We start from the raw sequence: 16546 nt of genomic DNA on the forward strand, positions 1-16546 counted from the left end.
GTCCGGGGAAACGACAAACGGAAAGGGGCCCCTGCGGCCCCTTTTTCATGTCGGCGGGTTGGCGCAACGGTGATGAGGGGTGACTGGAACGGCGCGCGCGGACGTCCTAGATTGAACGGCATGAAACCGTTCCGCACCCTCATGGCTTCGGCCGTCGCTGTCACCCTTCTGGCCCTGCCCGCCATGGCCGAGAAGATTCCGCTGTCCGAGATCTCGCGCTATCTGAACTCCCTCACCACGGCGCAGTCGGATTTCACGCAGATCAACCCCGACGGCACCGTCTCGACCGGAGAGCTGATGATCCATCGGCCCGGTCGCGTCCGCTTCGAATACGCCAAGCCCGACGCGTCGGTCGTGATGGCGGGCGGCGGGCAGGTGGCCGTGTTCGACGCGAAGTCGAACCAGCCGCCGGAACAGTATCCGCTGTCGCGCACGCCCTTGTCGATCATCCTGGCGGAAAACGTGAACCTGGGCCGCGCCCGCATGGTCGTGGGGCACCAGGAGGTCGACAACACCACCCACGTGGTGGCGCAGGACCCGGCCCATCCCGATTACGGCACGATCGACATGGTGTTCACGGCCAACCCGACCGAACTGCGCCAGTGGATCATCACCGACGGCGCGGGCGCCAAGACGACCGTGATCTTGGGAGAGATGCGGAAGGGCGTGCGCCTGCCCTCCTCGCTCTTCTCCATCACGCTGGAACAGCAAAGCCGCGGGCGTTAACCGCGGCAGATGGCCAGCTGGGCCTGATACCGCGTCGCGCGCGAGGCGACGCGGTTCGCCACGTTCATCAGCCACGGCTTCTGGCGGTAGCTGCCGCGGGCATAGCCCGACCGCCCCTCGTGATAGGCCAGATACTGATTCGCCGCGTCATGGGGCGAGATGCCAAGGCCCGAGGCGGACTTGCTCATGTACCAGCCCATGAAGTCGGTCGCGTCCTCGATCCGGTCGCGGCGCGCGCGGTGGCGGCCGGTGTCCTTCTGATACTCCTCCCACGTGCCGTCCAGCGCCTGGCTGTAGCCGTAGGCAGAGCTTTGACGCCCCATCGGGATGATGCCCAGCATGAATTGGTGCGGGGTGCGGGCGTTGCCGATGAAGGACGATTCCTGATGGATCGTCGCCATCTGCACCTGCACGGGAATGCCCCAGCGCCGTTCCGTGGCCTTCATGGCCCGCCAATAGGCCGGACGTTCGCTGACAATGCTGCACGCGTCGTCCAGATTGCGCGGCGCCGTGAAGTCGCTGCGCCCGCAGGACATCAGCAACAACAACAGAATCGACGCGCGAAGAAATCTGCTCATACTGCCCCTCGCATTCTTGTTTTTCGCGAATGTAGGGGAAAACGCCCCACAGGGAAATGCGCGCGTGCAGGAAAGCGGCCCGAAAGGCGGGGTTTCGCCGCGCGCCGATGCGGCCATTGTGGACTCGCGCCCCAAGGGACGTTATGCCCCGCAGCCGAAAGGGAGTGGCCATGACCGTCAGATCCGAAGCGAAATACCATCTGGGTCAGGTGCTCCGCCATCGGAAGCACCCGTTTCGGGGTGTCGTCTTCGATGTGGACGCGATCTTCGCCAACACCCAGGAATGGTACGAGGCCATCCCCGAGGAAAGCCGGCCCGCCAAGGACCAGCCCTTCTATCACCTTCTGGCCGAAAACGATCAAAGCTACTACGTGGCCTACGTGTCCGAAGGAAACCTCGTTCCCGATGAGACGGGCGAACCCGTGGACCATCCCGACCTCGCGGACCTCTTCGGGGATTTCGAGGATGGCTATTACCCCCTTCAGGTGCAGATGAACTGATGGATTACGACGCGCTTTCCCAAACGCTGGACGCCCTGTGCCACGATGAGACCGACAGCGTGGCTTTGATGGCCACGGTGGCGTGCGAGTTGCACACCGCCCATCCCCTGTCGGACTGGACCGGTTTCTACCGCGTGGTGGCGCCCGAACTGTTGAAGATCGGGCCCTATCAGGGCGGGCACGGCTGCCTCGTGATCCCGTTCAACCGCGGCGTCTGCGGCGCCGCCGCGCGCACCGGCCAGCCCCAGATCGTCCCGGATGTGGAGCTGTTTCCCGGCCACATCGCCTGCGCGTCGTCCACCCGGTCGGAACTGGTGCTGCCGGTCTGGAACGGCGCCGGTCGGCTGCTGGGCGTGCTGGATCTGGACAGCGACACCGAGGCCGCCTTCGACCAGACGGACGCCGACGCCCTGACGGCGATCATGGCCCGCATCTTCCGGGATGCGGAGTGACCTTCGTCTACGCCCCGCCGGACGTTCCCCTGAACCTCCTGCACGCGGACGACCGGATCGTGGTGGCCGACAAGCCCGCGGGCCTTCTGTCGGTCCCGGGACGCGGTGACGACCGCGCCGATTGCCTGATTGCCCGGCTGAGGGTGGAATTTCCGGACATCCTGCTGATCCACCGGCTGGACCTCGACACCTCGGGCGTGATGATCTTCGCGCGGGACAAGGCGGCGCAGGGCGACATCAGCCAGCAGTTCGAAAAGCGGCTGACGAAGAAGGTCTATCAGGCGCGACTTGACGGGCGGCTGGAACCGGAAACGGGCCGCGTGGACCTGCCGCTGATCGTGGACTGGCCGAACCGCCCGCGCCAGCACGTGAACCACGACACCGGCAAGCCCGCCCAGACCGACTGGCAGGTGCTGGGATACGAGGGCGACACGACCCGGGTGCACCTGATGCCCGTCACGGGCCGCAGCCACCAGCTGCGCGTGCACATGATGGAAACCGGCCACGCGATCCTGGGTGATCCGCTGTATGCGACGGGGGGGGCCAAGAACCACCCCCGCCTGATGCTGCACGCCGAAACCCTGCGCGTCCGGCATCCGGGAACAGGGCGAAGCGTCACCTTCGCGGCCCCCGTCCCGTTCTAGGCCAGCAGGTCGCGGACCATGGGGATGACCCTTTCGCCATAAAGGCGGATGGAGTTCATCGACAGGTCGTGCGGCACCGGCCCGCCCGAATATTTCAGGTCGAAGCGCGACAGGCCCAGCGCGCGGGTCGTCGCCGCGATCTTCCTCGCCACCGTTTCGGGGCTGCCCACATACATCGACCCGTGGTCGCATTCGCGGTCGAAATCCTCGCGCCGCAGGGGGCCCCAGCCGCGCGACTTGCCCACCAGCCCGTGCATGATCCGGTAGCCGGCGAAGAACTGGTCCCGCGCCGCTTCGTCCGTTTCGGCCACGTGGCCGGGGGAATGGACCCCCACGGGCAGGACGGGCGTCTCCATCTGCTCCAGCGCCTGATGGTAGAGATCCACGAAGGGGCGGAAGCGGGCGGGCGCGCCGCCGATGATCGCCAGCATCATCGGCAGACCGTGCGACGCCGCGCGGATCACCGATTCCGGCGAACCGCCCACGCCGATCCACGTCTTCAGCGTGCCCCCCTCCATCGGCGGGAAAACGCGCTGCTTCTTCAGGCCGGGATGGATGGAGCCTTTCCACGTCACCTCCCGCTCACGGCTCAATTTGGTGAACAGGTCCAGCTTTTCGGTGAACAGGCGTTCGTAGTCGGACAGGTCGTAGCCGAAGAGCGGGAAGCTTTCCGTGAACGACCCGCGGCCCAGGATGACCTCGGCCCGCCCGCCCGAAATGGCGTCCACCGTGGCGAAGCGCTGGAACACCCGGATCGGATCGTCCGAGGACAGCACCGTCACGGCGGATCCCAGCCGGATGCGCCGCGTGCGCGCCGCGATCCCCGCCAGCACCACCTCGGGGGCGGAGATGGCGTAATCCTCGCGGTGGTGTTCGCCGATGCCGATGAAGTCGATCCCGACCTCATCGGCCAGCACGCCCTGATCGACCACGTCGCGCACCACCTGCGCGTGGGTCTTCGGGGTGCCGTCCGCGTTGTTCGTCATGTCCCCGAACGTGTCGAGGCCCAGTTCCAGTGTCATGGCCGTATCCTTTCAGCGTTGCCCCGAACCTAAGGCCGGCCCCCGGCCGTCACAATCTGCCTAAACGGCGGCCCGTCTGTGCAGGGGGGCAGGACAGGCCGCGCGGCTGGACGGGTCGCGCCCGTGGGTGTAAGCCTCGTGACGCAACCCGCGAAAGAAGGCCCGTCCATGTCCTACTCCCCCGCCCAGACCGAACCCAAGTGGCAAGCCGAATGGGACAAGGCCGAGGTCTTTCTTGCGAAGCGGGACGAGGCGAAGCCGAAATACTACGTGCTGGAGATGTTCCCCTATCCGTCGGGGCGCATCCACATGGGGCACGTGCGCAACTACACGATGGGCGACGTGGTGGCCCGCTACAAGGCGTCCTGCGGGTTTTCCGTGCTGCACCCGATGGGCTGGGACGCCTTCGGGATGCCCGCCGAAAACGCGGCCATGGAGAAGGGCGGCCATCCCAAGGACTGGACCTACGGCAACATCGCCGTGATGAAGGACCAGATGAAACCCTTGGGCCTGTCCATCGACTGGACCCGTGAATTCGCCACCTGTGACCCGGAATATTACGGCCAGCAGCAGGCCATGTTCCTCGACATGCTGGACGCGGGGCTGGTGTACCGCAAGTCGGCGCAGGTGAACTGGGACCCCGTCGACATGACCGTCCTTGCCAACGAACAGGTGATCGACGGCAAGGGCTGGCGGTCGGGTGCTGCGGTGGAGCGCAAGGAACTGACCCAGTGGTTCTTCCGTATCAGTGACTTCGCCGAGGATCTGCTGCAGGCGCTGGACGGGCTGGAGAACTGGCCCGAAAAGGTGCGTCTGATGCAGGCCAACTGGATCGGCCAGTCGCGCGGGCTGCAGTTCGCCTTCGACACCGTGGGCGCACCCGAAGGGTTCGAGACGCTGGAGGTCTACACCACGCGCCCGGACACGCTGCTGGGAGCGAGCTTCGCCGCGATCAGCGCCGATCATCCGCTGGCGAAGGCGCTGGAGGCCGATCCCCGCGTCGCCGCCTTCAACGCCGAATGCCGTGCCCTGGGCACCACCGCCGAGGCGTTGGAGACGGCGGAAAAGCGCGGCTTCGACACCGGCATCCGTGTGAAGCACCCGCTGGACCCCTCCTGGGAACTGCCGGTCTTCATCGCGAACTTCATCCTGATGGATTACGGCACCGGCGCGATCTTCGGCTGCCCCGCCCATGACCAGCGCGACTTCGACTTCGCGCAGAAATATGCCCTGCCGATCGACCCGGTCTTCCAGCCGCTGGACGAAGGCATCCCGCCGGGTGCCTATGTTCCGATGAAGTCGGAAAAGGTCCGCTACATCCGCTTGCTGGCCGGAGAGGCGGAGCAGACCGGCGAGGCCGCCGTCGCCGCCGCCATCCAGCTCTGCGAAGCGCAGGGCATTGGTCGCGGCGTCACCAACTACCGCCTGCGCGACTGGGGCCTGTCGCGTCAGCGCTACTGGGGCTGCCCGATCCCGGTGGTGCATTGCGCCGCCTGCGGCGTCGTGCCCGAGCGGAAGGAGAACCTTCCCGTCCGCCTGCCCGACGACGTGAGTTTCGACCAGCCGGGCAACCCGCTGGACCGCCACCCGACGTGGCGGGATACCCCCTGCCCGTCCTGCGGCGCGCCCGCGAAGCGCGAAACGGACACGATGGACACCTTCGTGGACTCCTCGTGGTACTTCGCGCGCTTCACGTCCCCGCGAGCCACTACGCCCACAACGGACGAAACCGACTACTGGATGAACGTGGACCAGTACATCGGCGGGATCGAACACGCGATCCTCCACCTCCTCTACTCCCGCTTCTTCTGCCGCGCGATGCACCGCACGGACCATCTTCCGGCCCGCGCGCAGGAGCCGTTCAACGCGCTGTTCACTCAAGGGATGGTCACGCACGAGATCTACATGACCCGCGACGCCCAAGGGCGCCCCGTCTATCACCTGCCCGAGGATGTGGTCGACGGCCGCACCCGCGACGGTGGCGTGCCGGTGGAGGTCATCCCCTCGGCCAAGATGTCGAAGTCGAAGAAGAACGTGGTCGACCCGATGAGCATCATCGAGGCCTTCGGCGCCGACACCGCCCGCTGGTTCGTGATGTCCGACAGCCCGCCCGAACGGGACGTGGAATGGACCGCCTCGGGCGCCGAGGCCGCGGCGAAGTTCCTGGCCCGCATCTGGCGCATCGCGGACGAGATCGCGCGCGACGACACCCCGGCCGGGGCCGAGGATGACCCGCTGGCCCGCACCGCCGCCCGCGCCATCGCCGACGTGACGCAGGGGATCGAGGGTTTCGCCTTCAACAAGGCCGTCGCGAAGCTCTATGAATTCGCCAACGCCCTGTCGAAGTCGAAGGCGGGGGCCGGGGCGAAGCGTGACGCCATGAAGGTCATGGCACAGCTTCTGTCGCCCCTCGTGCCCCACCTGGCCGAGGAAGTCTGGCACATGCTGGGCGGCACCGGCCTTGTGGCGCAGGCCCCGTGGCCCAAGGCCGACGAGGCGCTGCTGGAAGACGATACCGTGACCCTGCCCATCCAGATCAACGGCAAGCGCCGTGCGGAGGTGACCGTGCCCAAGGACATGCCGAAGGACCAGATCGAAGCGCTGGTGCTGGCCGATGAAACCGTGATCCGCTTCCTGGAGGGCAATGCCCCGAAGAAGCTGATCGTCGTGCCGGGGCGGATCATCAATGTCGTCGCCTGATCGCCGCGCCCTCCTCGCCTCGGGGCTCGCACTGCTGGGCCTTGGCGCCTGCGGCTTCACGCCCGCCTACGCCCCCGGGGGCCCCGCCGCCGGGTTGCAGGGGTCCATCCGCATGGCCGAACCGGACGACAAGGCCGGGTTCGACTTCGTCCAGCGGATGGAGGAGCGGCTGGGCCGCGACATCGATCCCCGCTACGACCTGACCTATGCGATCAACACGAACACGGTCGGCATCGGCGAAAAGCGCGACAACACGACCACCCGCTACAACATCACGGGCACGGTCGACTGGGGCGTGGTGGACCGCGCCAGCGGGGCGCGCCTGACGGGCGGAAAGGCCACGAACTTCACCTCCTATTCCGCCACGGGCTCCACCCTCGCCAGCCTTTCGGCGCAAGAGGATGCGGAGTATCGCCTGATGCGCATCCTGGCCGACCAGATCGTGACGCAGCTGACGGCCACGGCGGGCCGCTGGGCCAAATGATCCTGAAAGGGGCCGAGGCCGCGCGGTATTTCGCAAAGCCCGATCCGTCGAAGGCCGGCCTGCTGATCTTCGGCGCGGACACGATGCGCGTGGCCCTGCGCCGGCAAGAGGCGATCGCCGCCCTGATCGGTCCCGAAGGGGAGGCCGAGATGCGCCTGACCCGCATGGCGGCGGGCGACCTGCGCCGCGATCCGGCCATGCTTCTGGACGCGCTGAAGGCGCAGGGCTTCTTCCCCGGCCCCCGCGTAGCGTTCCTGGAGGAGGCGGGCGACGCCCACGCCCCTGCCATCGCCGCCGCCCTGAAGGACTGGCGCGCGGGGGATGCGCAGCTGGTGGTGACGGCCGGCAGCCTGACCGCGAAATCCGCGCTGCGGAAGGTGTTCGAACCTGCGCCCCATTGCGTCTGCATCGGCCTTTACGACGATCCCCCCAGCCGGGAGGAGATCGAGGACACGCTGCGCCGCGCGGGCCTGCGCAGCATCGACCCCGCCGCGATGACCGACCTGACCACCCTCGCCCGCGCGCTGGACCCGGGCGACTTCCGCCAGACGGTGGAGAAGATCGGCCTTTACAAGCATGGCGACAGCGCGCCCCTGACCTCGGCCGAGGTGGCGCTGATGGCCCCCGCCACGATCGAGGCGGATCTGGACGACATCCTGCACGCCGCCGCCGAACACCGCGCGGCCGAGATCAGCCCCCTTCTGCGCCGGCTGGAAGGCCAGGGCGTGCAGCCCGTTGCCTTGTGCATCGCCGCCCTGCGCCACTTCCGCATCCTTCACGCGGCGGCCAGCCATCCCGGCGGCGCGTCCGAAGGAATCGCGCGGATGAAGCCCCCGGTCTTCGGCCCCCGCTGCGACCGGATGCTGCGTCAGGCCTCGGGCTGGGGGATGCACCGGTTGGAACAGGCGCTGGCCCTGCTGGTGGACACGGACATGACGCTGCGTTCGGCCTCACGCGCCCCTCACATGGCGGTGATGGAACGGGCGCTGATCCGCCTGTCCATGATGAAGCGGTAGAAGCGCCGGACCATCTGCGGTATCGTCCCCGCAAAATCACGAAAACCGATGGGACACTGACATGAAGACATTTGCGGCGGTCAGCGCGATGGCGCTGGTTCTGGCTTCCCCCGCCTTAGCGCTGGATTTCATGGGCGGCAACGTCACGCTGGGCTATTCCGGCCTGAAGAACGACATGGACTATTCCCGTGCCAGCCTGACCGGCCAAGCGGAGTTCGGGATCACCCCGGCCTTCAGCCTTCAGACCGACGTGGGCGTGTCCAAGTTCTTCGAAGTGGGGGAGACGGAACACAACCTGACCCTGCACGGCATCTGGCACAACGGCCCCGCCGATCTGGGCGTGTTCTATGGCGGAGAGCGAATCGCCGGCGACACCAAGGATTTCTACGGCTTCGAACTGGGTCAGCAGACCGAGGTGTTCGACGTAGAGCTGTATGTTGGCCGTGGCGAGAACTTCGGCTGGGACGGGATCATGGGCGGCGTGTCGGGCCGCTATGCCCTGACGCCGCAATTCGGCCTGGGCCTTGCCTATGACCGCGCCAACATCGAACGTCTGGACATGTCCCGCGTGGCGCTGAAGGCCGATTACGCCGTGCGTCCCGACATCACGCTGGGCGCCGAGATCGGCAGCTTCCGCGCCGATCTGAACGACGTTTGGGGTCGGGAAACCTATGTCGGCGTGAACGCGAAGATGAGCTTCGGCGCACAGGGCGGAACGTCGTTCAACCGTCGCGGCCTTCTGAACATCGTCCCCGGCCTTTGAGCGCCGAGCGGCCGGCCCAACGGCCGGTCGCCAGGCAGGCCGTCAGAAGATAGCCGCCCGTCGGCGCCTCCCAGTCCAGCATCTCGCCGCAGGCGAAGGTGCCGGGCCGGGCGCGCAGTTCCAGCCCTTCGGTCAGCGCCTCGGCCCGAATGCCGCCCGCGGTGGAGATGGCCTCTTCCAGCGGCCTCGGCCCCGCATGGGGCACGAGCAGCGCCTTCAAAAGCCGCGCCAACGCCTCGCCTTCGGGCAGGGGCCGTGCCACCTCCTGCACCAGCGCAACGGCGGCGGGCGACAGGCCCAGCTTGCGCAGGCGGTTGGCGATGCTGTCCCGGCGCGCCAGACGGTCGGTAATCCACGGGACGTCCCGGTCGGGCAGCAGGTCCAGATACAGGGGCGCCCCTTCGCGCAGCGCGCGGCTGACGGCATAGACGCCCCCACCCTCGATCCCCCGGGCCGAGATCACGAACTCCGCCCGCTCCCGCTGATCGCCCGCGATCAGGACGGCGCCCTTGATCGGCTGGCCGAAATGCCGCGCCATGTGGGGCGACCAGTGCATCACGAAGCCCATGTTGGCCGGCTGGAACGGGGCCAGCGGCACGTCGAGGTGGGAGGCCCACGCCCCGTCGCTGCCCAGCCGCGACCAGCTGGCCCCGCCCATCGCCAGAACGCGCAGCGGCGCGTCCACATGCACGACCCCGCCCGGCGTGTCGAAGCCGTCGCCCGTCCAGCGCCAGCGGGTCCGCACCTCCACCCCCAGATCCGACAACCGCGCGAGCCAGGCCCGCAGCAGGGGCGATCCTTTCATGGCCATGGGAAAGACCCGGCCCGAACTGCCCGTGAACACCTCCTGCCCCAGATCGCGGGCCCAATTCATCACCTGCTCCGGCCCGAACTCTTGCAGCATCGGGTGCAGCCAGGGGGGGAAACGGGCCAGCAGAGCCTCCAGCGGTTCGTCCTTGGTCAGGTTCAGGCCGGACTTGCCAGCCATCAGGAACTTCCGCGCGACCGAGGGTTTCTGGTCGGCCACCAGCACGCGCATCCCGCCGCGGGCCATCTCCTCCGCGGCCATCAGGCCGGCCGGTCCCGCCCCGATCACCACGGCGTCGGTCATGGCACCAGACGGTCCATCAGGGCGCCGTGCAGGCCGGGGGCGGCGGCCAGCACCCCCGCGGCCCAAGGCTGCGGGCGGTTGAAGACCAGCGGCGCACCGTGCCGGTCGGTCACGGTGGCCCCGGCCCGCCGCGCAATCAGGTCGCCCGCCGCGATGTCCCATTCGAAGCTGTCGCGCAGGGACAGCATCCCGTCATGCCGCCCCTCGGCCACAAGGCACATGCGGAACGCGATGGAGGATCGGAAGCTGCGCTTCAGCTCCGGCACCCCGCCTGGCCAGTGTTCGGGCAAGAGGTTGGCGCGCGTCGTCAGAAGCGAGGCCCCGGGAATACCCACCCGGCGGCTGACCTGCAGCGGCACCCCGTCGCGCGTGGCACCCGATGCGTCGGCCGCATACATCCGGTCCAGCGCCGGAAGGTAGACCGCCGCCGCGACGACCGTGCCGCGTTCGGCCACGGCCAGCGACACGGCGAACGTGTCCTCCCCCGCGATGAAGGACCGGGTGCCGTCGATGGGATCGACGATGAACACCCGTTCGGCCGCAAGGCGCGCGGGGTCGTCGGCGCTTTCCTCGGACAGCCAGCCGTAATCGGGGCGGGCGCCGCGCAGCGCCGTTTCCAGCGCCGCGTTGACGGCCAGATCCGCCTCGGTCACGGGGCCCAGATCGCCGGATTTTTCCCAGACGCGGGGATCGCGCTTCCAGAACCTCAGCGCGATGGCCCCGGCGTCGCGGGCGGCTGTGGTCAGAAGGTCACGATCCGGCAAGGGTCAGACCCTCGACCAGCAGGCTGGGCACGCGGGTCGACAGATGCATCCGCGCGTCGTTGGCCAGGGTGATCCGCATCAGCATGTCACGCAGGTTGCCCGCGATGGTCAGCTCGTTGACGGGATGGGTGATCTCGCCATTCTCCACCCAGAAGCCCGACGCGCCGCGCGAATAATCCCCCGTGGTCCCGTTGATCGACGACCCGATGAGAGAGGTGACCAGCAGCCCCGTCCCCATCTGCGCGATCAGATCGGCCCGGCTGGCCGAACCTTGCGTCAGGTCCACATTGGACGACGCGGGCGACGGCGGAGAGGTCGGCCCGCGCGAGGCGGAGGCCGTGCTGTTCATCCCCAGCTTGCGCGCGGTGGCCAGATCCAGCGTCCAGCCGTTCAGCACGCCGTCCGTCACGATCTCCCTCCTGCGCGAGGCGAGGCCCTCGGCGTCGAACGGACGGGAGCCCGAGGTGCGGACCCGCAGCGGATCCTCGATCACCGACAGGCCCTTGGGCAGCACCTGTTCGCCCAGCCGGTCGCGCAGCCAGCCCGCGCCGCGTGCGACGCTGGCGCCGTTCACTGCCTGCAACAGATGCCCGATCAACGAGGACGCGATGCGTTCGTCGAACAGCACCGGATAGGCGCCCGTCTTTGGCCGCCGCGCGCCCACGCGTTCCAGCGCACGCTCGGCCGCCAGATCGCCCACACCCTGCGCCGAGGGAAGGTCGCGCTGGAAGATGCGGGATTCGCCGGCCCAGTCCCGCTCCATCCCCAACCCCTCGCCCGTGAAGGCCACGGCCGAGACGGAGCGCGAGGTGCGGGCGTAGCCGCCCGAAAAGCCGTTGGTTCCCGCCAGATGCACCGCCCGGCGGCTGTAGGAGGCCGACGCCTCCACCTGCACGATGCCGGTGCGGGACAGGGCCGCGGCTTCGGCCTGACGGGCGTCCGCCTCCAGATCGAAGGGGGAGGGTTCGGCCGTGTCGTCGGCCAGTTGCAGCGCCGCCAGATCCCAGCCGCGCGCCAGCTGCGACGGATCGGCAAGGCCCGCATAGGGATCTTCCGGCGCTTCGCGCGCCATGGCCACGGCGCGTTCGGCGGCCATGGCGAAGCTGGTGTCCGACAGGTCCGACACCGACACGCAAGCCTGACGCCCGCCCATCAGCACCCGCAGGCCCACTTCCACCGCCTCGGACCGTTCGGCCTGTTCCAGCTTGCCGGCCCGGATGTCGATGCCCGTGGCGCTCTGGTCCAGGGCCAGGGCGTCGGCGGCCTCCGCCCCGGCGCGCCTGGCCGCCTCCAGCAAACGGGTGGTGAGGGTCTCCAGCATGTCGGTCATCGGCAGCTCCTTTGCAGGCGGAGGTAATGCCTCCCCCCGCGATGGGCAAGCTATTGCAGCGGGATGCCGTTCACGCTGAGGCCGTTGCCGAACTGGATGGCCGAGGTGACGGTGTCCTCCTGCCCCGGAACGGCGCGGCCGAAGGCGCCCAGCGACATGCGGGCCGCCATCTCCTGCTGGGCGGGAAGGATGCCGCCGGCCACCAGCCGGTCGATCAGCCCGTTGCCGCCGCGCAGGGTCAGGTCGATCCGTCCGCGGCCGAAGCCGGCCATCGGGCCCACGGCCTCGGGGGTGGGCGTCATCTGCCCCTGCCCCGTCAGCTCCGCGCCCACCGCCTGAAGGCGCAGGTCTTCCAGCGTCACGACCGGCGCCTCCCCTTCCGTCCCGTTGAAGGACAGCGAAAGTTGCGCCGGATCGCGCGGCAGGGCGCCCTTGGGGTCGAACCGGGCCCATGTGTCGTCGGTGGCGGTCACGTCGCGCAGGTCCAGCATCATCTGGAACGGGCCGGTCTGGTCGGGCTGCACGGGCAGCGTGGCGGTCTGGCGCGCGCCGGCCATCTGCAGGTCCATCGGGAAGGGCATCTGCGTCCCGCTCAGCCGCAGGGTCGCGTTCTCCACGTCGCTTTCGGTGCTCATCGCCTCGGCGCCCAGATCGAAGTTCATCGTGCCGGCGCCCGTCTCCCCCTCGGCCAGAAGGGTTTTCGGGCCCGCCGTGTCTAAGCGGTAGGTGGAGGTGACATAGGCAAAGCCGACCTGCCCCAGAAAGCCCACCGAAGGCGCGGCGGAGTTCGGCGCCCCGGCGAGGGTGATTGCCACGTGCTGCATGCGCGTGTCGAAGGACGCCCGCTGCTCGGCTTCGCTGAACTTGACCATCATGTCCACCTCGGCCGCGCGGGTGACGGAATCCATCTGGTCCGCCCCTTCCCAATAGCCGTCCAGATCGCGCATCGTGACGGTCACGTTCATCGGGACCGCGGTGCCGTCGGCCTTCCTCACGTCGTTCATGGTGACGGCGAGGCGGTCGGCCGTCAGGTCGTTGCGGATGTTCGACGGATCGCCCGAGGCGAGGATGCGCAGGTTTTCCTGCGACTGCACCACCTGCGACGTGATGGGTTCCGGCGCAGGTTCCCCTTCCACGGCGGGCGGGGTGGACACGACCGTCATGGGAAAGCGTTCGGACATGGTGACCAGAACGGTGCCGTCGCCCTGATCGGCCAGCGTGATGCGGTCGATCGTGCCCTCCATCCGGTTGCCGTCCTTGTCCTGCACGACCTTCACGCCCGACACCACAAGGTCGTCGCCCTGCCGTTCCGTGCGGTCGGCGGTCACCTGCTGGTCCCAGCGTTTCGCGACGGCCTGCCAGTTGGACCAGACATCCTCGGGCGTGACGGCGGCCGGCGCGGCCGAAGCGATGCACAGCGCCACGAGGCTGGCCCCGGCCAGGCGAATCGGTTTCATGCGTTGACCTTCCCTTGAAAAGCGGTTCGCCTGAGTGTTGGGCGGCGTGCCGCAAGGGTCAAGTCATCGGAAAGGGAATACACATGCAAGGCAAGGTCGTCGCGATCACGGGTGCGGGGCGCGGTATCGGGCTGGAAGCGGCGCGCCGGTTTGCCGAGGCGGGCGCGCGGGTCGTCATGCTGGGCCGGGACGCGGAAGGGATGCAGCGCCACGCGCCGGAAGGGGCGACGGCGCTGCGCTGCGACGTGGCCCTGTGGCCCGAGGTGGAGGAAGCGGTCGCCCGCATCGCGGCCCTGCACGGGCGGCTGGACGTGCTGATCAACAACGCGGGCGTGATCGACCCGATCGCGGATCTGGCGACGGCCGACCCGGCGGAATGGGGCCGCGCGATCGACGTGAACCTGAAGGGTGTGTTCCACGGCATGCGCGCCGCCATCCCCGTGATGCGGGCGCAGGGGGGCGGCACGGTCATCACCGTTAGCTCCGGCGCGGCCCATCGCCCGCTGGAGGGGTGGAGCGCCTATTGCGCGGCCAAGGCGGGGGCGGCCATGCTGACCCGGTCCGCGCATCTGGAGGAAGCGGCCCACGGGTTGCGGATCATGGGCCTGTCGCCGGGCACCGTGGCCACCGACATGCAGCGGCGCATCAAGGCCAGCGGCGTGAACGCGGTCAGCCAGATCGACTTTGCCGATCACATCCCGGCCGACTGGCCCGCGCGGGCGCTTTTGTGGATGTGCGGGCCGGGGGGCGACGCCCATGCGGGCGAGGAGATCTCGCTGCGCGACGAAGGCATCCGCCGCGCCATCGGCCTGATGTGAAAAGGGGGCCCAGCGGCCCCCTTTCCTTATTTCTTCTTCGGCGGCGTAAAACGCTTCGACGTGTCGCTGGCGCTGCGCGGGGCCTGGGTCTTGAAGCCGGCGGACCGGGCCGGCTTGTCGCCATGGCTCTTGAAGCCCGCGGCGCGCGGCTTGCCTTCGGGCTTGCCGCCGTGGGACTTGAAGCCCGCCGACCGCGGTTTCGCGTCGCCGTCCTTCTTGAAGCCGGCCGCGGCGCGCGGACGCGGGGCATCCTCGCGCTGGGCGCGGTCCTCGGGGGACCAGCGGGCCTTCTTCTCGCGCGGGGCGGCGTCGGCGGCGCGGGGTGCACCCTCATCCTCCACGAAGCGCGAGGGTTTGGGCGCATAGGCCGGCTTTTCGCGCGCCGGGCGGGCCGGACGCTCGTCCCGCGCGGGACGCTCGAAACGGGGCGCACGCTCTTCACGCGGAGCGCGATCTTCACGGGGCGCGCGGGGGGCACGATCCTCGCGCGGCGCACGGTCCTCGCGGAACGGACGCTCCGGACGGGCTTCGCGGCGCGGACGCTCGGGGCGGTCCAGCGACGGCTCGCCGTCCATCTTCACCATGTCGATCCCGTCTTCCACCGTCAGACGGTCGCCGAAGCGCGAGGCCGAGGCTTTTGCGATCTGCACGAAGGTCCGGTCCTGCTGGATGCGGATCGCGCCGATCTCGTTCTTGGTGATGTTGCCGGCCTCGCACAGCTTGGGCAGCAGCCAGCGGGCCTCGGCGCGGCCGGTGTGGCCCACGGTCAGCGTGTACCAGACCGAATCGCCGAACTCGCCCCGGGCACGGGGTTCGCCCTTGCCGGCGGCAGGGGCGGCCACGTCCGTCAGAACCTCGGGGGCCGAGCGGCCTTCGCGCCACAGGCGGATGAACGCGGCAGCCACGCCTTCGGCGCTGAAACGCTCGATCAGGGTGTTGGCCAGTGCCGCTTCGTCACCGGCATCCTTCGACAGCGCCGGGTGGTTCACGATCCGCTCGTCATCCTTGGCCTGAACGTCATCGGCTGAAGGCGGGTTGCCCCATTCGGCCACGACCTTGGCGCCCTGCAGCAGGCGCTGGGCCTTGCGCAGTTCGGCCTGCGGCACGATCAGCGCCGACACGCCCTTGGACCCGGCGCGGCCCGTTCGGCCCGACCGGTGCAGCAGCGTTTCTGAGTTCGAGGGCAGATCGGCATGGATCACCAGTTCCAGCCCCGGAAGGTCGATGCCGCGGGCGGCCACGTCCGTCGCGATGCAGACGTTGGCACGCCCGTCGCGCAGCGATTGCAGCGCGTGCGTCCGTTCCTGCTGGGACAACTCGCCCGACAGCGCCACGACCTTGAAGCCGCGGTTGCCCATGCGGGCCAGAAGGTTGTTCACGTTGGCCCGCGTCTTGCAGAAGACGATGGCCGTCTGCGCCTCGTGATACCGCAGGGTGTTGAAGATCGCGTTTTCCTTGTCGCGCGACACGACAGAATAGGCGCGGTATTCGATGTCGACGTGCTGCTTGGCCTCGCCACCCGCCTGGATGCGCAGGGCGTCGTTCTGGAAATCCTCGGCCAGGGCCGCGATCTCCTTCGGCACGGTGGCCGAGAACATCAGCGTGCGGCGGTCTTCCGGGGCCGATTCCAGAATGAATTCCAGATCCTCGCGGAAGCCCAGATCCAGCATCTCGTCGGCTTCGTCCAGAACGGCGGCGCGCAGGCCCGACAGATCCAGCGACCCGCGTTCAATGTGGTCGCGCAGGCGGCCCGGCGTGCCGACGACGATGTGGGCGCCCCGGTCCAGCGTGCGCTTTTCGGTGCGGTAGTCCATGCCGCCCACGCAGGTGGCGATCACCGCGCCGGCTTCGGCATACAACCATTCCAGTTCGCGCGCGACCTGCAGGGCCAGTTCGCGCGTGGGGGCGATGGCCAGCGCCAGCGGCACGTCGGCGAACAGCAGCCGGTCGGCGCCGTTCAGGATCTCGGGCGCGATGGCCAGACCGAATGCCACCGTCTTGCCCGACCCGGTCTGTGCCGACACCAGCGCGTCACGGCCCGCCATCTCGGGCGCCAGAACGGCCTCCTGAACCTTGGTCAGGTTCGCATAGCCTTTTGCTTCCAGAGCCGCGGCCAGGGGCCCGGCGATCTGTGTCATTTCCGTCATATTTCTTTTCCAAAGGGGGCGGCCTGAACCGCCG

General features: G+C 68.6%; 16 protein-coding genes. 9 read left to right on the forward strand and 7 right to left on the reverse strand.

What is annotated here, in order from left to right; all coding sequences use genetic code 11:
* The first annotated feature begins 120 nt into the window (after window positions 1–120).
* Complete coding sequence (locus tag PIJ50_RS02645; RefSeq protein ID WP_271972443.1) at window positions 121–726, forward strand: LolA family protein; 606 nt, start codon at window positions 121–123, stop codon at window positions 724–726.
* Here PIJ50_RS02645 and PIJ50_RS02650 read toward each other — a convergent pair.
* Complete coding sequence (locus PIJ50_RS02650) at window positions 723–1304, reverse strand: transglycosylase SLT domain-containing protein (RefSeq protein ID WP_271972444.1); 582 nt, start codon at window positions 1302–1304, stop codon at window positions 723–725. The genes PIJ50_RS02645 and PIJ50_RS02650 overlap by 4 nt on opposite strands.
* Window positions 1305–1474: 170 nt before the next feature.
* Here PIJ50_RS02650 and hspQ point away from each other — a divergent pair, with 170 nt between their 5' ends.
* Genes hspQ through PIJ50_RS02665 form a run of 3 tightly spaced genes read left to right on the forward strand, consistent with a single transcriptional unit; the run spans window position 1475 to window position 2900 of the window.
* On the forward strand, window positions 1475–1804 hold the full coding sequence (hspQ, locus tag PIJ50_RS02655; RefSeq protein ID WP_271972446.1) for a heat shock protein HspQ: 330 nt from the start codon (window positions 1475–1477) through the stop codon (window positions 1802–1804).
* Window positions 1804–2256 carry a free L-methionine (R)-S-oxide reductase MsrC gene (msrC, locus tag PIJ50_RS02660; protein WP_271972448.1) on the forward strand — a complete coding sequence of 151 codons (453 nt, stop codon included), beginning with the start codon at window positions 1804–1806 and terminating at the stop codon, window positions 2254–2256. Before hspQ ends, msrC begins: the two co-directional genes overlap by 1 nt.
* Window positions 2253–2900, forward strand: coding sequence for a pseudouridine synthase (locus PIJ50_RS02665; RefSeq protein WP_271972449.1), 648 nt, complete (start codon window positions 2253–2255; stop codon window positions 2898–2900). Before msrC ends, PIJ50_RS02665 begins: the two co-directional genes overlap by 4 nt.
* Here PIJ50_RS02665 and PIJ50_RS02670 read toward each other — a convergent pair.
* Window positions 2897–3922, reverse strand: a complete 1026-nt coding sequence (locus PIJ50_RS02670; protein WP_271972451.1) for an LLM class flavin-dependent oxidoreductase — start codon at window positions 3920–3922, stop codon at window positions 2897–2899. The two genes, PIJ50_RS02665 and PIJ50_RS02670, sit on opposite strands and share 4 nt — an antisense overlap.
* Before the next feature lie 168 nt (window positions 3923–4090).
* Between PIJ50_RS02670 and leuS the strand changes: the two genes are divergently transcribed.
* From leuS to PIJ50_RS02690, 4 genes are all read left to right on the forward strand, one after another.
* A complete protein-coding gene (gene leuS, locus PIJ50_RS02675) occupies window positions 4091–6622 on the forward strand; it encodes a leucine--tRNA ligase (protein WP_271972452.1) in 2532 nt (843 codons plus the stop codon).
* Window positions 6609–7106: an LPS assembly lipoprotein LptE gene (gene lptE / locus PIJ50_RS02680; RefSeq protein ID WP_271972454.1), complete on the forward strand. Its 498-nt coding sequence runs from the start codon at window positions 6609–6611 to the stop codon at window positions 7104–7106. The genes leuS and lptE overlap by 14 nt, the downstream gene beginning before the upstream one ends.
* Entirely contained in the window at window positions 7103–8122 is a 1020-nt protein-coding gene (gene holA / locus PIJ50_RS02685; RefSeq protein WP_271972455.1) for a DNA polymerase III subunit delta, read from the forward strand. The genes lptE and holA overlap by 4 nt, the downstream gene beginning before the upstream one ends.
* 61 nt (window positions 8123–8183) lie before the next feature.
* Window positions 8184–8885 (forward strand): hypothetical protein, encoded by a 702-nt coding sequence (locus PIJ50_RS02690; protein ID WP_271972457.1) that lies wholly within the window; start codon window positions 8184–8186, stop codon window positions 8883–8885.
* Here PIJ50_RS02690 and PIJ50_RS02695 read toward each other — a convergent pair.
* From PIJ50_RS02695 to PIJ50_RS02710, 4 genes are read right to left on the reverse strand one after another with little or no spacing between them, the layout of a single operon-like run.
* A complete protein-coding gene (locus PIJ50_RS02695) occupies window positions 8845–9996 on the reverse strand; it encodes a TIGR03862 family flavoprotein (RefSeq protein ID WP_271972459.1) in 1152 nt (383 codons plus the stop codon). The two genes, PIJ50_RS02690 and PIJ50_RS02695, sit on opposite strands and share 41 nt — an antisense overlap.
* Window positions 9993–10760, reverse strand: a complete 768-nt coding sequence (locus PIJ50_RS02700) for a 3'(2'),5'-bisphosphate nucleotidase CysQ (RefSeq protein WP_271972461.1) — start codon at window positions 10758–10760, stop codon at window positions 9993–9995. Before PIJ50_RS02700 ends, PIJ50_RS02695 begins: the two co-directional genes overlap by 4 nt.
* Entirely contained in the window at window positions 10747–12090 is a 1344-nt protein-coding gene (locus tag PIJ50_RS02705; protein ID WP_271972462.1) for a TldD/PmbA family protein, read from the reverse strand. The genes PIJ50_RS02700 and PIJ50_RS02705 overlap by 14 nt, the downstream gene beginning before the upstream one ends.
* A 50-nt stretch (window positions 12091–12140) precedes the next feature.
* On the reverse strand, window positions 12141–13547 hold the full coding sequence (locus tag PIJ50_RS02710; protein WP_271972464.1) for a hypothetical protein: 1407 nt from the start codon (window positions 13545–13547) through the stop codon (window positions 12141–12143).
* An 83-nt stretch (window positions 13548–13630) separates the two neighbouring features.
* Between PIJ50_RS02710 and PIJ50_RS02715 the strand changes: the two genes are divergently transcribed.
* Window positions 13631–14365 (forward strand): SDR family oxidoreductase, encoded by a 735-nt coding sequence (locus tag PIJ50_RS02715; protein WP_271972465.1) that lies wholly within the window; start codon window positions 13631–13633, stop codon window positions 14363–14365.
* 26 nt (window positions 14366–14391) lie between these two features.
* On the opposite strand, the gene PIJ50_RS02720 is transcribed toward PIJ50_RS02715, so the two are convergent.
* Window positions 14392–16512: a DEAD/DEAH box helicase gene (locus tag PIJ50_RS02720; protein WP_271972466.1), complete on the reverse strand. Its 2121-nt coding sequence runs from the start codon at window positions 16510–16512 to the stop codon at window positions 14392–14394.
* Window positions 16513–16546: the final 34 nt, after the last annotated feature.

Origin of the sequence: Falsirhodobacter sp. 20TX0035, from assembly GCF_028307215.1 — a bacterium.
Lineage (GTDB): Bacteria > Pseudomonadota > Alphaproteobacteria > Rhodobacterales > Rhodobacteraceae > Falsirhodobacter.

Coding starts and splice junctions, on each gene's coding strand:
- PIJ50_RS02645 (WP_271972443.1), top strand. CDS start 121: ATGAAACCGTTCCGCACCCTCATGGCTTCGGCCGTCGCTGTCACCCTT.
- PIJ50_RS02650 (WP_271972444.1), bottom strand. CDS start 1,304: ATGAGCAGATTTCTTCGCGCGTCGATTCTGTTGTTGTTGCTGATGTCC.
- hspQ (WP_271972446.1), top strand. CDS start 1,475: ATGACCGTCAGATCCGAAGCGAAATACCATCTGGGTCAGGTGCTCCGC.
- msrC (WP_271972448.1), top strand. CDS start 1,804: ATGGATTACGACGCGCTTTCCCAAACGCTGGACGCCCTGTGCCACGAT.
- PIJ50_RS02670 (WP_271972451.1), bottom strand. CDS start 3,922: ATGACACTGGAACTGGGCCTCGACACGTTCGGGGACATGACGAACAAC.
- leuS (WP_271972452.1), top strand. CDS start 4,091: ATGTCCTACTCCCCCGCCCAGACCGAACCCAAGTGGCAAGCCGAATGG.
- lptE (WP_271972454.1), top strand. CDS start 6,609: ATGTCGTCGCCTGATCGCCGCGCCCTCCTCGCCTCGGGGCTCGCACTG.
- holA (WP_271972455.1), top strand. CDS start 7,103: ATGATCCTGAAAGGGGCCGAGGCCGCGCGGTATTTCGCAAAGCCCGAT.
- PIJ50_RS02690 (WP_271972457.1), top strand. CDS start 8,184: ATGAAGACATTTGCGGCGGTCAGCGCGATGGCGCTGGTTCTGGCTTCC.
- PIJ50_RS02695 (WP_271972459.1), bottom strand. CDS start 9,996: ATGACCGACGCCGTGGTGATCGGGGCGGGACCGGCCGGCCTGATGGCC.
- PIJ50_RS02705 (WP_271972462.1), bottom strand. CDS start 12,090: ATGACCGACATGCTGGAGACCCTCACCACCCGTTTGCTGGAGGCGGCC.
- PIJ50_RS02710 (WP_271972464.1), bottom strand. CDS start 13,547: ATGAAACCGATTCGCCTGGCCGGGGCCAGCCTCGTGGCGCTGTGCATC.
- PIJ50_RS02715 (WP_271972465.1), top strand. CDS start 13,631: ATGCAAGGCAAGGTCGTCGCGATCACGGGTGCGGGGCGCGGTATCGGG.
- PIJ50_RS02720 (WP_271972466.1), bottom strand. CDS start 16,512: ATGACGGAAATGACACAGATCGCCGGGCCCCTGGCCGCGGCTCTGGAA.